Below are 14501 nucleotides of genomic sequence, written 5' to 3'. Positions count from 1 at the left end.
TATTATAGCACCAACCGCCCGATTCGTGATATACTGATGGTATGTTTTTGGTGGGAATATTTCAGTGGTGGTATGGTACTGGGTTTTACAAACACGTACGACAAGTCTATGTCGGTCTATTAAAAACAGTTGATTTTTTCTCAATTGGTTTGCTGCTGAAAACCTTATTCAATCCATTTCGGCAAATATCTGCTGGTGTAGTCCAAGGTGGATTACCAGAGCAATTTCGAGCGTTTCTTGATAGATCGTTCTCCAGGATGTTTGGAGCATTTTTACGAACAATCTTGATTGCGGTCGGACTTGTTTGCTTGCTAGTTCGACTACTCTGGAGCGTGTTGATCATTGCGGCCTGGCTGCTGCTGCCACTGGCACCACTAATTGGCATAATCTTTTGGCAAATGGGGGTGGCGTCATGAATATTGAGCCGGTAATTCGCTATGGTAGTCATCGGTCACAAAAAGCACGATTTTCTGTTCGGTTTGGTGACGTGTGGCATTTGCTGCTTGGTCTGTGTAGCCTGGCGATGATTTTGCTGGGCTGTTGGTCAGTGATACATCACGGGCCAGTTGGTTGGCTTTTGGTGGGGATGAGCGGTCCGTTTGTCATGTTGACTATTTGGTGGCAGGGCGACCTCAAAACTGCTGAGATGAGTAAGCATCCGACGACGCTTGATGATGTTATGGCTGCTGATCTGCTGGGTCAATTGAGTAAAAATCCAACGCCACAAGAGCTGGTGCTGGCTATTTCAAAAACTCGGGCTGGTCAATTTTTGGCAGTGCGCCTTGGGCTGACGCCAAACTTCCTGAGTAATATTGCGTCCGATGATCCACGGATGACCGACGCCATCTGGCAAGCAGCACTTGACATCTGGCAGGAGACCAATAGTCCCAAAGTGACTGGTGCAGTTGTGGCTGCGGCTATTGTGAAAGTGTTCCCGAGCCACGACGCGATTTTGGCAAGTTTGAAGCTTGATTTTCAGGACGTATTGGAGGGAATTCGCTGGTATGAGCGACTGAAAGCGCTGGTTGAAGATTTCAAAGAAAAACCGCTGCGCACTGGCGGTATAGCGCGGGATTGGTCGTTTGGCTATACGCCGCTACTCAGTCGATTTGCCCAAAACCTGAGTCAGCAAGTGTCGGGCGGGACGATCATGACGCGTTTGGATGCACACACTGATGTGTTGGATCAAATGCTACAGATTTTCAATACAGGTGGTCGTCAAAATGTCGCTTTGGTTGGTCCAGATGGTGTCGGTAAGAGTACGCTCATTGCGGCATTTGCAGAAATGCTAATCGATGGACATAAGGAAGTGCCGTCCAATTTGCTATATCAGCAAGTCTTCTTGCTGGATGCGTCAGCGTTGATTTCTGTAGCTGGCGGTCGTGGTGAGTTGGAGCAGTTAGTAACGAGACTGCTCAATGAAGCGTTTGCCTCAAAAAATGTTATCTTGTGTTTGGAAAATGCCCAGCTGTTTTTTGAAGAGGGTGTCGGTTCGGTGGATATGAGCAATTTGCTATTGCCCGTTTTGGAAGCTGGTCGCCTGCGTATTATTCTGTCTCTGGATCAGCAGCGATTTTTGCAAATTTCTCAACGTAACACCCAGCTGGCTCATGCGTTAAATACGCTAGCAGTCCAGCCGACGGATCGTGCTGAAACCATGAAAATTATGCGCGACCAATTGATTTCCTTTGAACATCAATTTAGCGTGACGTACATGTTGCAGGCGCTCAATGAAGCGTATCGAGTTGGTGATCGCTACGTCCAAGATTTGGCTATGCCAGGGCGAGCGCTGAAAGTATTGGAATCAACCGCCAGCATCTCCAAAGGTGGTCTCATCACCGCGCAGTCAGTGGATGATGCGGCGGAAAAAACCATGGGCATCAAGATCGCTGCGGCCTCTGGCGGCGATGAACGTGAAAAGTTGTTAAATCTTGAGTCATTGATTCACCAGCGCATGATCAACCAATCACGTGCCGTTTCGGTGGTGTCCGACGCCATCCGTCGAGCGCGCGCTGGCGTGAGAAATCTTGATCGCCCCATCGGTACTTTCCTGTTTTTGGGGCCAACTGGTGTTGGTAAAACTGAGTTGTCAAAAGCCTTGGCAGAAGTATACTTTGGGGGCGAGGGTAATTTGGTGCGACTGGACCTAAACGAATTTGTTCGTGCTGAAGACGTGGCTCGTTTGATCGCGGACGGAGCTAATGATCCGCTGAGCTTGACAGCTCAGGTACAAAAAGCGCCGTTTTCAGTAGTGTTGCTTGATGAGATAGAAAAGGCGCACCCGCAAGTGCTGACGACGTTGTTGCAGCTGCTTGACGAAGGTATTTTGCGTGATGAGAAAAACCGAGAAGTGAGTTTTCGCGATTGCATTGTCATCGCTACGTCAAATGCTGGTGCTGACCGCATCCGTGAATACATCGAGCGTGGCTATCAGCTAGAACAATTTGAACAAACCTTTATCAATGAACTAATCAACGCCAATTTGTTCCGCCCCGAGTTTCTGAACCGATTTGATGAAATTGTCCTATTCCGCCCGCTAGGCAAAGCTGAACTATTGCAAGTTATCGACTTGATTTTGGCGGGAGTTAACCGTACGCTGGAGCCTCAGAAAATTCAAGTTGCCGTTGAGCCCGAAGGAAAACAGCTGCTCGTTGATGCTGGATACGACCCACGCCTTGGTGCGCGACCCATGCGCCGCGTAGTGCAGCGCGCTGTCGAAAATACTGTTGCCAAGCAGCTGTTGGCAGGCACAGTTACGCCAGGTAGTACAACTATCATCACTGCTGAGCAAATTCGTGCGGCAGTAGGTGAAGCCCCGAGCGACCGTCAAATTGGTTAGCATGTGAGATATCAAAAAACCTCTGTAGCCTATATATACAGAGGTGTAAATATCGTTCGTGGTACCCCGCACAGGAGTCGAACCTGCAACCTTCGGTACCGGAAACCGATGCTCTATCCAGTTGAGCTAACGGGGCGTGTCAACTCGTCAGTAAAGATTTCAAGGTGATAATGACGAAAATGGTACACCCGGCAGGATTCGAACCTGCGACCCCTTGGTTCGAAGCCAAGTACTCTAATCCGCTGAGCTACGGGTGCATACCGAGTTAAATTATACCATACTTATCATTTGATGAAAATGACAGCGTATATCAAGGGTGGTATAATATCACCATATGAATATTTCCACAGACATTTCTCTCAAACAATACACCACCATGCAGGTGGGTGGTAACGCACGCTTTTTGACAGAAGCCACGGCAGTGGAGGAGATTCCACGGATATATCACGATGCTCAGTCGCGCCGGCTACCAGTTTTTGTGTTGGGCGGTGGCAGTAATGTGATCGCCAAAGATGAAGGTTTTGAGGGTGTTGTGCTACTCAATCGTATCAAGGGCTTTGAGGTTATGTCAGAAGATGAGGAATCAGTAACGCTCAAAATTGGCGCTGGTGAAGTTTGGGACGAAGTGGTGGCGCGAACAGTGGATATGGGCCTGAGCGGCATTGAGGCAATGTCTGCCATCCCTGGTACGGCTGGAGCTGCGCCAGTACAGAACGTTGGTGCCTATGGGCAGGAGATAGCAGATACCCTGGTAGAAGTTGAGGCGTATGATTCAGCTACAGACGCCATGGTTGTGTTGCCTGCTGAGGCGTGTCATTTTTCTTACCGCCACAGTATTTTCCGTGGCTCACAGATGGGTCGCTACTGCATTACGGCCATCACTATTCGTTTGTCGCGCCGCGCTCCGCAGCCGCCGTTTTACGCTGGTTTGCAGCGATATCTCGATGAGCATCACATCACCGATTACACCCCAGCAGCCATCCGTCAGGCAGTGATTGCCATTCGGCACGACAAACTGCCTGATCCAACCGTGACGCCTAACAGCGGCTCATTCTTTAAGAATGCCATGGTCAGTCAAGAGATGCTGGATGCGATTCGTCAAACTCACCCTGATGTGCCAAACTACGCTATGCCAGATGGGACTTATAAAATTCCGACTGGTTGGCTGATCGATCAAGCGGGCTTCCGCGGCAAAGAGCTTCACAACATGAAAATTCATGACAAAAACGCGTTAGTACTGACCAATCCTCATGCCGCAACCTATCATGACCTCGAATCTGCTCGCCAAGCCATCATCCAGGCAGTGTATGATCAATTTCACGTCCGCATTGAGCAAGAGCCATTAGAATTATAGGCTTGCACTGACGACCATTTCTGGTTATGCTTATACTATGAGTCGACGAACTGGTTTCACGGTTGTGGAAGTGATTATCGTGATGGCTATCATGGCTATTTTACTAGCCATCGGTACCGTTAGTTTTCGGTCATATCAAGTTTCAACTCGTGACAAAACGCGTGAGGGTGATATCACGACCATTCAAAATTATCTAGAATCATTATATCCTCGCGAACTGCGCGACTCGTCAAACAATATCATCAAATCTGCTGGTAGCTATCCAGCGCATGCGGTCAATGGTGCGGGCGGTAGCGCCATGACTGACGCACTTTTCGATCAAATATTTTCCGAACTACCAGATGCTGCAAAGAAGGGTCCGCTGCCAGGAGAGAAGTTTGTCTCCGCTGGTGTTTTGCAGTATGGATCACACTCGACCCCACTAAATCGTTCAATGCTGATGTCGTATACGAGCGACTACAATACTCATAAACCATCAGGTTACGCCAACGGTGCGTACGCGTATTTTGCTATCAACCGTTCAGGCAACCGCTGTATCACCTTGACTGACGAATGTCAGGGCTATATCATCATGTATCATCTCGAGGGGCAGCCCCTTGAGTGGAAAATAGTGGAGAAAAGCCGGTGATGAAAAAAGGTTTTACGGTTGTTGAGCTGATGATTACATTGTTTGTTGCATCACTTTTTATCATCAGTGGCTACCAGCTGTACCAGGTGGTAGTGTTTCGCGGTAGCGATGCCCGCAAATTATCGGAGGCTAGCACTTTGGCGTACGAAGTGCTGCGGTCTGAAGGCACCTATCAAGAGATATCGCAACTCTGTTTTGGTTCATCTCACCCTGAACAGACCATCACTCGTAACAATGCGCTGCTCGGAACGGTAAATATCACGCTCAAGCGTTGCCGTGTTCAGCCAAACGTTGGCGTGATGCGCGTGACGGCCACTGCCAAGTATGACAATCCAGCAAAGGAAGTTTCTCATGCGGTCTATGTCTCACAGTAAGTATCAGCGCGGGTTTACGCTGGTGGAGATGTTGGTGATATCGCCACTGGTGATCATCATTTTGGCGGGTATCGTCGGCATCGTCATCAGTTTGACGACGGAGTCCATGCGCACGACTGCTCGTTCTCAGCTACAAAACGAAGTGCAGGCTGTACTGGACCGTATGGAAGAAGATGTGCGCACTAGTCTGGTTATCAATCCTGATTCATCATTTGCGCTAAGTACCAATAATTTTGTCACCAATAAAAACCCGCTAGCAACCGACCGGCGGCTGGTTAAAAAGGATTGTTCAGTGGCGAGCGCTGGGCTACTTCTCGAAGAAGCCTTGTCATACAACCTGGAGTATTCAGTCTCCGGCTCAAAGCTCATGAGAAAAGTTTCCATGAATGCGTGCCAAACGTCGCCAAATACCTGGCAGCGTCCAAAGACAGAAACCGTGATGTCGTCAAATTCTGCAACTGATTTACAGATTGATTATATCAATATTTCCAGTTCTGAACCGAGCGCTGTCAGGATTAAATTGACCGCTAAACGCCAAGTTGCAGGTAGTGAAATCAGCTACACTGGCATCATGTATGCCAGGTCACTCAACGCACAATGATAAAATGCTTGTGTTTTTAAAACCGCTCTGATACAATCAAAATTGTTAATAACTTAACCAAAAATAGGGGGCAAATCAGAAATGATTTCTTCAAACAAAACTAAAGGTTTCACACTTGTTGAGCTCTTGATCGTGATCGTTGTTATCGCGATTTTGGCAGCAATCTCAATCGTTGCCTACAACGGTGTGACACAAAAAGCACGTGACGACGAACGTCAATCAAACGCACGCAACCTCGTCAACGCAGCAGCATCTTACAACTCAGAGAAAGACGCGTGGCCTGCACACTCAGACCTTCTCACATTTGAGACTGTCAAACTAAGCGGTGCAGCTGCTGATACAACCAAGGTTAGTGCAACAGCTGACCCAAACACTGACCACGACAAATACAAGTACACGGTATGTCAGGACGGTGGTAAACCTTCTGGTGTCAAAGTTGAGTACTACAAGCAAGTTGCTGGTAACAACGATCCTGCTGGTGTAAAGAGCATTACTACTGGTAAATGTTAGTCTGACGTATGCAGTCATTAAAAATCCCGGGATCACCGGGATTTTTAATGTATATTGAGATTCTAGTAAGGAAGCGGAAAACTCTTCGCTAAAGACCCAGTTTTTTGTTTGAGTTCAGCATGGACATTCGGGTCATCGGTCTGAATTGCTGCAATAATCAGCTCAGCAATCTGCTTAATCTCCGCCTCTGTCATGCCGCGTGTTGTCACTGCTGGTGTGCCAAGCCGTAAACCACTTGGACGGAAAGGCGGCAGGGTGTCATTCGGGATGGCATTGGCGTTGGCGGTGATGCCGCTGGCCTCCAGTCGCTCCTGAGCGGTTTTACCGTCAATGCCGAAGCTGCCATAAACATCTGCCAGCACCAAGTGGTTACTGGTGCCACCTGTTACCAATTTCAAGCCGCCGCGTTTCAGCTCATCTGCCAGCACGGCCGCATTCTTTACGATTTGCTGGGCGTACGCTGCAAACTCTGGACGCAGTGCCTCACCAAAAGCCACCGCTTTGGCAGCGATGGTATGCATATGCGGACCACCTTGAGTGCCAGGGAAGACTGCCCGGTCGATGAGCGTTGGCAGGTTTTCCAAAGTTTTTTCTGGTCGCTTCAACGGATTGCCAACGACGCCTTTTGACAAGATCAAACCACCGCGCGGACCGCGCAGGGTTTTGTGTGTGGTAGTGGTGATAACGTGAAAGCCATAGTCAAACGGATTTTTAGCTACGCCGCCGACAATTAATCCAGCGATGTGGCTCATATCCGCCATCAACATAGCGCCAACTTCGTTGCCAATCTCGGTAAACTTGGCGTAATCTAGCTCCCGCGGATAAGCCGAAAAGCCTGCCAAGATGATCTTTGGCCGATATTCTAGCGCCAAACGGCGAATTTCTTCATAGTCAATTTCGCCAGTTTCGACATCCTTGATACCATAGCGGACGAAATTATACTCACGGGCCGAGCGGGTGACTGGTGCGCCATGCGTCAGGTGTCCGCCGTGCGCCAAATCCATCGCCAGGATGGTGTCGCCTGGCTCACACCACGCATAATATACGGCCTCGTTGGCTTGGGCGCCAGAGTGCGGCTGGACATTGGCATGATCAGCGCCGAATAATTGCTTGGCACGGTCAATCGCCAACTGCTCAATTTGATCGGTGTTATGCTGCCCGCCATAGTATCGTCGGCCAGGATAACCCTCAGAATATTTGTTGGTAAATACGCTGCCGAGCGCCTTGAGCACGTCTGGTGAAACGTAGTTTTCGCTGGGGATGAGCTCTAGCCCTGCTTGCTGTCGCTCAATTTCCGCAGTGATGAGTCGTTCAATTGCTTGATCTTTCATGTCAATTTCTCCTATATGACCTCATTATACCATTTGTACTATTATATCATTTGTGATATACTGCCGGCATGAATACAGATCGATACATCCAAAAGATCGGTACGCTCATTGCGGAAAATCGTCAACGAAAAAATCTGACACAGGCCCAATTAGCCGATGCTTTGGGAACGTCTCAGAGTGCAATCAATCGTATTGAAAGCGGTAAACAAAACTTGAGTCTTGAAATGTTGTCGCGCATCTCGGAGGTATTGAGCCATAATATTATGTTGCTTAACAAAACCGGCAAGATTAATTTCCGTGTCTCGGGTGGACACAAACTATCTGGTAGTATCGACGTCAAAACAAGTAAAAATGCCGCAGTGGCTTTGCTGTGCGCCAGTTTACTCAACAAAGGTAAAACGACACTGAGGCGGGTGTCGCGCATCGAAGAGGTCAACCGCATCATCGAAGTGCTTAATTCCATCGGTGTCAAAACACGGTGGCTAGCAGGTAATGACTTGGAAATCACGCCGCCAGCTCGGCTGAGGCTAGAAGACATGGATATCGCAGCTGCCAAGCGCACCCGCACTGTACTAATGTTTCTCGGTCCACTGCTGCATCAATATCATGACTTTCGTTTGCCATTTGCTGGTGGCTGTAATCTCGGTAAGCGCACCGTAGAACCGCACTTGTCAGGCCTGAAGCACTTTGGGATGCACGTAGAGGCGGAACCAGACAGCTATCACGCGACAGTTGATGCCACGACAGGTGATCACACTATTGTTCTGACTGAACGTGGTGACACGGTGACTGAAAACCTCATCATGGCAGCGGCACTGTCACCAACCAAGACCATCATCCGCAACGCCAGCCCAAACTACATGGTGCAGGACGTTTGTTTCTACTTGGAAAAATTAGGCGTGAAGATAGAAGGCATCGGCACTACTACGTTGACCATCACCGGTAAAAAATCGATCAACCAACCTGTTGAATACGCACCGTCTGAAGACCCGATTGAGGCTATGAGCTTCATCGCGGCAGCCGTGGTGACTGATTCGGAGATCATAGTGCGCCGAGCGCCAATTGAATTTTTGGAAATTGAGCTAGCAACCTTGGCTGAAATGGGCTTGCGGTACGAGTTGAGCGAGGAATACCCAGCCGACAATGGCCGTACTCGTTTGGTGGACATCGCGCTGAAACACTCCAAGCTGGTTGCGCCAAAGGACAAGATTCACGCGCTGCCGTTTCCGGGGATTAATATGGATAATTTACCGTTCTTAGGGCTCATCGCTACCATGGCTGAAGGTAGGACCTTGGTGCATGACTGGAGTTATGAAAATCGAGCAATTTATTTTACCGAACTAAGCAAACTGAATGCACAAATTGAGCTGGTCGATCCACACCGAGTGTATATCAGCGGTCCGACCAATTGGAAACCAGCCGACGTCATCGCGCCACCGGCACTTCGACCAAGTGTTGTCGTCTTTTTGGCGATGTTGGCAGCACCAGGCCAATCAACCTTGCGCGACGTGTACTCCATCAACCGTGGTTACGAAGATCTGGCTCAGCGCCTGAATCGCTTGGGTGCGCAAGTTGAAGTCATCAACGAATAACATCTCACCGCTTTGGGAACAAAAAGTGGAGATAATCTTTCATCATGCGTGCGCCAGAGATGATCGGCAGGTACGCTTTGAGCTGGCGATGAGTTAGTTTTTCCAGCAGTGAATCATTTTGCATGATGCGTGCGGCTTTGTGTATATTGAGATACAGTGAACGAACTTCTTCGTCGTAGTTTTTGCCACTAACTTCCAGGCAGGCTATTGGCTTGATATCTGCCACGCCGCCATCGCTGGTGGAAATGAGCAATTTGAGATTGGCAATATCTTTTTCCCATGAGGTACCGCAAGCCTCCCAGCCAACTTCTGGTACGTTGATAGCGATGTTTGAACCAACTGCCAGCGCCCGGCCCAGCTCCTCGTCATAATCTTGGATGTAGTGAACGCGCTCTTTTAAGATCGGGTCAGCGTCTACCAATTGTAAAATTTCAAGCAGCCGTTGATACATCACAGTGTCGCCTTGGTGGACTTTTCCCGCCAAAATGTAGTGCGCGTTATAATCAACCAAAATTTGCCTTAGCGCTTTAGGGTTGGTGAACGGCATGTACGGCCGCTTATAGTTCGCAAAGCGTCGTTTGAAATCAAACAACAGTGCATTTTCTGGTATTTGCACAGGATGGTTGTATTGATCTTTGCGGTGCTCTAGCACACGGTTTAAAGCGGCGCGACCAGCGCGGTGCATGGCGCGGAGGTCTGACGCAGTTAACGTATCAATTTTGGCATGGAAATTATCTGTTGGCAGCCCAAACTTATCGATAATCCCGCTCTCGCTATAGAGTTGCATGATTTCCGGTAGCACCCATGTTTCCAGGTCGATGCCGTTGGTGATGGCGTGGAATTTGACTTTGTCGTTGTTGCGGTCGCGGAAATTTGCCACTCGGGCGTGCAGTTTGCTGACACCATTTTTGGCTTCGGTTAGCTCAATTGCCAACAAGTTTGGCCGCAAGCGATCATTACGAAATTGTTCCATCAGCCAGCAGCGCACGGCGTTGCTTTTGAGATTTGGCAGCACTAATTTTTCAAATTGTGAGCGGTGAAATTCTGGTTCAGCCGCTTGGAGCAGCGTGTGGTTGGTATAGAGTGTGTGTTTGCGTACGTAAACGATTGCTTCGTACAGGTTCATGCCGTTGGCACATAGTTCGTCCAGTCGAGCCAATGCTGCAAAAATGGTTGCGGTTTCGTTGAGCTGGATGACGGCCGGCTTGATGCCGAGCAGTTTCAGGGCTTTATAGCCGCCAAACCCGAGGGCCACTTCTTGGTAGAGTCGGTGATCGCCCGAGCCTTCACCTTCGTACAATTGTCCAAAGTTTGGCTCTGAGATGGTGACAAACTGCGTCGAACCAAGTGCCTTTTTGAAGATGCTCAAACTGGCGTCAGGAAAACCGCGTGAGCTGACGGACACGTCGTCAATGTACTCAAAACCATAGTCTTGTGGTGAGACAGTTTCTGAAAATTCTTCCTGCTCGAGGTTGGTAATTTTTTGGTGTGATTCGCTGCGGTAAAATGGCGTGACTACCACAAACGGCACGTCTAATTTTTCGGCCACCCGCCGTGTGTCTGCTGCCAGCACGCCCAAACCGCCGCCACCTTTGATGCCATTGGCTTTGTCGTAAATTTCCATCGTCCAGTAGATGTACGGCCTGGAGTCAGACAGTTGATGAGTCAGACTACTGCGCTCAATGATGTCATAAAATTCAGAGGCATCTTCGATGTCGTGTGGTCGGTATTTTGGTTTCTCTGTGTAAAAATATGGATCCATGATGCCCTTTATGGATGGGAATTATCGTAACTTTGGTGCGGGTGCGGAGAATCGAACTCCGATCTCAAGTTTGGAAAACTTGCATACTAACCGCTGTACTACACCCGCAAGCTTGTATCATTGTAGCAGAAAGATGCTATAATGTGAATACGCCCTGATAGCTCAGCTGGATAGAGCAGAGGACTTCTAAGCCTAAGGTCGTAGGTTCGAATCCTACTCGGGGCGCCATAGGATTACGAGTATCAAATATGGATGCGAGTCGAAAACCACGCATGTCTCGAGAACTGATGATGAGACTATCTGATCCTCGACGAGGGTCGATTGACGGTTTTACGGCGTACGGACATACGGGACGAAGCATCAACAGAAAACATCGGGCAAATTCAGATCGCCAATACATCAATAATTATCAAAGCTCTGCCATGGCTAGCTGCCATGGGCATGTGCGTCGCTTTGGCATGGAATTGGGGGTTGTAGCTTCGGGGTATGATCATAAATCCAAGCAGTCGGCAGAGCAGAGTCTTTCAAACAGAAAACCGCATACTGCCAAGGCTGAAACAGATAGGCCGAATCGGCAATCTTCAAACACCAATGCTCGCCCGATGGGACTCAACAGACCAAGGTCATCATTTCACGAACCGCCTTCCCGTCGGTATAACCCATATGCATAGCAAAATAAAATCCTCACACGCGTGTGAGGTTATTTTGGAGGGCCAGGAGGGGCTCGAACCCTCGACACCCTGCTTAAGAGGCAGGTGCTCTAACCAGCTGAGCTACTGGCCCATACGTGTGATTTTAGCACATATTATGTCACAAATCAATGCTTGGGGCGAATGATGGGGGTCGAACCCACGGCCTCCGGAGCCACAATCCAGCGCTCTAACCAACTGAGCTACATCCGCCATACGCAAGCTTCTAGCATTATACCATAGCTGATACCTGTACTCAAGCAGACTCATTTGGTAGAATGATAAAGATGAAAATACTCACTGGTACAGATTTGGCAAGCTTTATCAAAGAGCGTCAAGCCAAGCAAGTCCGGGCACTACGTCAAGCCTGGCATATTCAGCCGCGTCTGGCAATTGTCACCAATACTGACAATCCAGTGATTGAAACGTATATGCGCTTGAAGCGTAACTATGGTGCGGATATTTTGATTGATACAGAAATTCACCACGTGGAAGATGTGTTGGAGACGGTTCAGCAGCTGAATGCGCGAGAAGATGTGCAAGGGATCATCGTCCAATTGCCGTTGAAAGATCCAACTCAGACGGACGAAATATTGGCTGCGGTCGCGCCAGAAAAAGACGTTGATGGACTGAATCCTCGTTCGTCGTTTGAGGCGGCGACGCCAACGGCCATCAATTGGCTATTGTCGGGCCACGGTATTGATCTGTCAAACAAGCGCATCGCTGTGGTTGGACATGGTCGACTGGTGGGCGCACCACTGGTAGATATGTGGCGTCGGTCTGGTTTAGAACCAGTCGTCTTCGACATGGGGGATGATCTGGCAGAGTTAGTGGATTTTGAGGTAATCGTCACCGCCACGGGTAGCCCCGGTATTATTTCGTCTGACATGGTGCAACCTGGTGCTATCGTGGTAGATGCCGGCACTGCGTCTGACAAGGGTAAAATAGTTGGCGATGTTGCCAAAGAAGTGCGTGACCGGCAGGACGTGTCGATTACGCCCGAAAAAGGCGGCGTTGGACCGCTAACGGTGGCGGCGCTGTTTGATAATTTGATCAATGCTTGCCTGGCGATTGCCAATCAGCAAAAACAGAATTAGCCAGCCTAGCCGATAACGTCTTTGACTTTGCTGACCACTTGGCGTGGTGTCAAGTTCGCTTTGACGATGTAACTGTGAATGTTGAGATCTCGCAGTTCATCGGGCGCTTCTTCTTCGCTCAGGTTAGTTAGGACGATGACTGGCACAGTTTCACCCCACGTGTGCGAACGAATTTTTCTCAAGGCAGTCAATCCGTCCATTTCTGGCATTTGTAAATCAAGCAAAATGATATCTGGGGTAAATTTCTCAACTAATTCGACGCCCACTTTGCCATCGGCTGCGAGTCGTACATCAAAATCATCAGCCTCAAATTTCATGCGGTACATCTGGCTAATAGCTGGATCGTCTTCGATAATGGCAATTTTCTTCATAGGCTCATTATAGCATAGATATCTGGACGAGAAGGCCTAAATCGCTTATATTTATATGCATGGATAGGGACTATGGGCAATCTCTGAAAAAAGCGACTCATGTTTTGAAAACCAGTCGCATGCGCAAGCAAGAATTTTTTGCTGAGATGGGCATGCTGTTACTACGCAGTACTGATTTGGACGTATTTTTGAAGCGCATGAAATGCTTTTTGCGGCGGTCATTTCAGGCAGAATCCGTGACACTGGCAGTGAAAATTGGTGATACGTTCAGGCTAGAAAGTACCAGCAAACGAGTCCTTCCGGCGATTGACGTGGCACGATTGACAAAGCATATTCATCGGCATTATCGCTACAACGAAGTGGTGCTCGTCAAAGATTTGGCGGATGAATCATTGCAGCAAAGTTTGGTGATGTACCACATTGAAGTCATCCTGCCGCTAGCCATGGACCACGAATGTGTTGGCTGTGTGTTGTTTGGTAGGCGAGCCAAGCGCTACACGCGGCGAGATATTTCCCTCCTGGAAACCATGAGTGGTGAATTGGTGGTGGCAGTCAAAAACTCACTTGCCATGGCTGAAGTACGGCAGCTTAACGAAACGTTGCAACAGAAAATCATCGATGCAACGAGGGAACTCAGGATTAGCAACCGCCAACTGCAGCGACTGGACGCTGCCAAAGACGAATTCATCTCTATGGCATCACACCAGCTGCGAACCCCGCTGACCAGCATCAAGGGTTATTTGGATATGATGTTAGAGGGTGACTTGGGGCCGATCAACGCGACGCAGCGCACTGTATTGACCGAAGCTTTTGGCTCAAGTGAAAGAATGGTGCAGCTCATTGGTGACTTTTTGAGTGTATCCAGGCTGCAAACGGGCAAATTCGTCATCAACCGTCAAGCGACTGACTTGGTGCAACTAGTCAAGGACGAGGCTGCATTCCTAAAAACCATGTCCAAACAGCGACATGTCAAAATAGCAGTGGACATCGACAAAGACATCCCGCAGCCCATGGTGGATGGTGAAAAATTGCGACAGGTGATGATGAATATGATTGAAAATGCACTGTACTACTCAAAACCCGACACGACCATCAAAGTAAAACTGACCAGAGATGATGACGATGTGGTGTTTACCGTCAAAGACACTGGTATCGGCGTTCCTGACGCGGAGAAAGCAAATTTGTTCAGTAAGTTTTTCCGTGGCTCAAACGCTCGCAAAAAACGCCCAGACGGTACGGGAATCGGGCTGTTTTTGGCGCGCAAGGTTGTCCTGGCGCACGGCGGTCAGATGGTATTTGAATCAAAAGAGAGTAAAGGCAGTACCTTTGGGTTTCGTCTGCCGGTGAAGTAGA

At 48.9% G+C, this 14501-nt stretch carries 14 protein-coding genes and 6 tRNA genes; 12 read left to right on the top strand and 8 right to left on the bottom strand.

Features of this window, described 5'->3' with window-relative positions; translation table 11 throughout:
* The first annotated feature begins 41 nt into the window (after window positions 1–41).
* Complete coding sequence (locus tag V4210_RS03430; RefSeq protein WP_338520637.1) at window positions 42–416, top strand: hypothetical protein; 375 nt, start codon at window positions 42–44, stop codon at window positions 414–416.
* Window positions 413–2839 (top strand): AAA family ATPase, encoded by a 2427-nt coding sequence (locus V4210_RS03425; protein ID WP_338520636.1) that lies wholly within the window; start codon window positions 413–415, stop codon window positions 2837–2839. The genes V4210_RS03430 and V4210_RS03425 overlap by 4 nt, the downstream gene beginning before the upstream one ends.
* A 59-nt stretch (window positions 2840–2898) precedes the next feature.
* Here the strand turns inward: V4210_RS03425 and V4210_RS03420 are convergent.
* A tRNA-Arg gene (locus V4210_RS03420) sits at window positions 2899–2975 on the bottom strand.
* 44 nt (window positions 2976–3019) lie between these two features.
* Window positions 3020–3096, bottom strand: a tRNA-Arg gene (locus V4210_RS03415).
* Window positions 3097–3173: 77 nt separating this feature from the next.
* Between V4210_RS03415 and murB the strand changes: the two genes are divergently transcribed.
* The 5 genes from murB (at window position 3174) to V4210_RS03390 (ending at window position 6306) form a co-directional block, all read left to right on the top strand.
* Entirely contained in the window at window positions 3174–4193 is a 1020-nt protein-coding gene (gene murB, locus V4210_RS03410) for a UDP-N-acetylmuramate dehydrogenase (protein ID WP_338520635.1), read from the top strand.
* 37 nt (window positions 4194–4230) lie between these two features.
* Complete coding sequence (locus V4210_RS03405; protein WP_338520634.1) at window positions 4231–4821, top strand: type IV pilin protein; 591 nt, start codon at window positions 4231–4233, stop codon at window positions 4819–4821.
* A complete protein-coding gene (locus V4210_RS03400) occupies window positions 4821–5195 on the top strand; it encodes a type IV pilus modification PilV family protein (protein WP_338520633.1) in 375 nt (124 codons plus the stop codon). Before V4210_RS03405 ends, V4210_RS03400 begins: the two co-directional genes overlap by 1 nt.
* Window positions 5182–5796, top strand: a complete 615-nt coding sequence (locus V4210_RS03395; protein ID WP_138079396.1) for a PulJ/GspJ family protein — start codon at window positions 5182–5184, stop codon at window positions 5794–5796. Before V4210_RS03400 ends, V4210_RS03395 begins: the two co-directional genes overlap by 14 nt.
* A gap of 81 nt (window positions 5797–5877) precedes the next feature.
* Complete coding sequence (locus V4210_RS03390) at window positions 5878–6306, top strand: type IV pilin protein (protein WP_338520632.1); 429 nt, start codon at window positions 5878–5880, stop codon at window positions 6304–6306.
* A gap of 62 nt (window positions 6307–6368) precedes the next feature.
* Here the strand turns inward: V4210_RS03390 and glyA are convergent, their stop codons facing one another.
* Window positions 6369–7652, bottom strand: coding sequence for a serine hydroxymethyltransferase (glyA, locus tag V4210_RS03385; RefSeq protein WP_411912130.1), 1284 nt, complete (start codon window positions 7650–7652; stop codon window positions 6369–6371).
* A gap of 53 nt (window positions 7653–7705) precedes the next feature.
* Here glyA and V4210_RS03380 point away from each other — a divergent pair, with 53 nt between their 5' ends.
* Window positions 7706–9229 (top strand): helix-turn-helix domain-containing protein, encoded by a 1524-nt coding sequence (locus V4210_RS03380; protein WP_338520630.1) that lies wholly within the window; start codon window positions 7706–7708, stop codon window positions 9227–9229.
* Window positions 9230–9233: 4 nt separating this feature from the next.
* Here the strand turns inward: V4210_RS03380 and V4210_RS03375 are convergent, their stop codons facing one another.
* On the bottom strand, window positions 9234–10991 hold the full coding sequence (locus V4210_RS03375) for a glycogen/starch/alpha-glucan phosphorylase (RefSeq protein WP_338520629.1): 1758 nt from the start codon (window positions 10989–10991) through the stop codon (window positions 9234–9236).
* Between the two features lie 33 nt (window positions 10992–11024).
* Window positions 11025–11099, bottom strand: a tRNA-Gly gene (locus tag V4210_RS03370).
* Window positions 11100–11142: 43 nt separating this feature from the next.
* Between V4210_RS03370 and V4210_RS03365 the strand changes: the two genes are divergently transcribed.
* Both V4210_RS03365 and V4210_RS03360 read left to right on the top strand, forming a co-directional pair.
* Window positions 11143–11219 (top strand) — tRNA-Arg (locus V4210_RS03365).
* 20 nt (window positions 11220–11239) lie between these two features.
* Window positions 11240–11662, top strand: coding sequence for a hypothetical protein (locus V4210_RS03360; protein WP_338520628.1), 423 nt, complete (start codon window positions 11240–11242; stop codon window positions 11660–11662).
* A gap of 35 nt (window positions 11663–11697) precedes the next feature.
* Here V4210_RS03360 and V4210_RS03355 read toward each other — a convergent pair.
* Together V4210_RS03355 and V4210_RS03350 are read right to left on the bottom strand one after the other, a co-directional pair.
* Window positions 11698–11774: transfer RNA gene (locus V4210_RS03355), tRNA-Lys, on the bottom strand.
* A gap of 42 nt (window positions 11775–11816) precedes the next feature.
* Window positions 11817–11893 (bottom strand) — tRNA-His (locus tag V4210_RS03350).
* Between the two features lie 74 nt (window positions 11894–11967).
* Between V4210_RS03350 and V4210_RS03345 the strand changes: the two genes are divergently transcribed.
* The gene (locus V4210_RS03345; protein ID WP_338520627.1) at window positions 11968–12777 is read left to right on the top strand and encodes a bifunctional 5,10-methylenetetrahydrofolate dehydrogenase/5,10-methenyltetrahydrofolate cyclohydrolase; all 810 of its coding nucleotides are present in this window, start codon (window positions 11968–11970) and stop codon (window positions 12775–12777) included.
* 5 nt (window positions 12778–12782) lie between these two features.
* On the opposite strand, the gene V4210_RS03340 is transcribed toward V4210_RS03345, so the two are convergent.
* Entirely contained in the window at window positions 12783–13148 is a 366-nt protein-coding gene (locus tag V4210_RS03340) for a response regulator transcription factor (RefSeq protein WP_338520626.1), read from the bottom strand.
* A 59-nt stretch (window positions 13149–13207) separates the two neighbouring features.
* Between V4210_RS03340 and V4210_RS03335 the strand changes: the two genes are divergently transcribed.
* On the top strand, window positions 13208–14500 hold the full coding sequence (locus V4210_RS03335) for a GAF domain-containing sensor histidine kinase (protein ID WP_338520625.1): 1293 nt from the start codon (window positions 13208–13210) through the stop codon (window positions 14498–14500).
* Window position 14501: the final 1 nt, after the last annotated feature.

The organism is Candidatus Nanosynbacter featherlites, assembly GCF_037013405.1.
Lineage (GTDB): Bacteria > Patescibacteriota > Saccharimonadia > Saccharimonadales > Saccharimonadaceae > Nanosynbacter > Nanosynbacter featherlites_B.
This window is presented reverse-complemented; position numbering and strand designations above follow the sequence as displayed.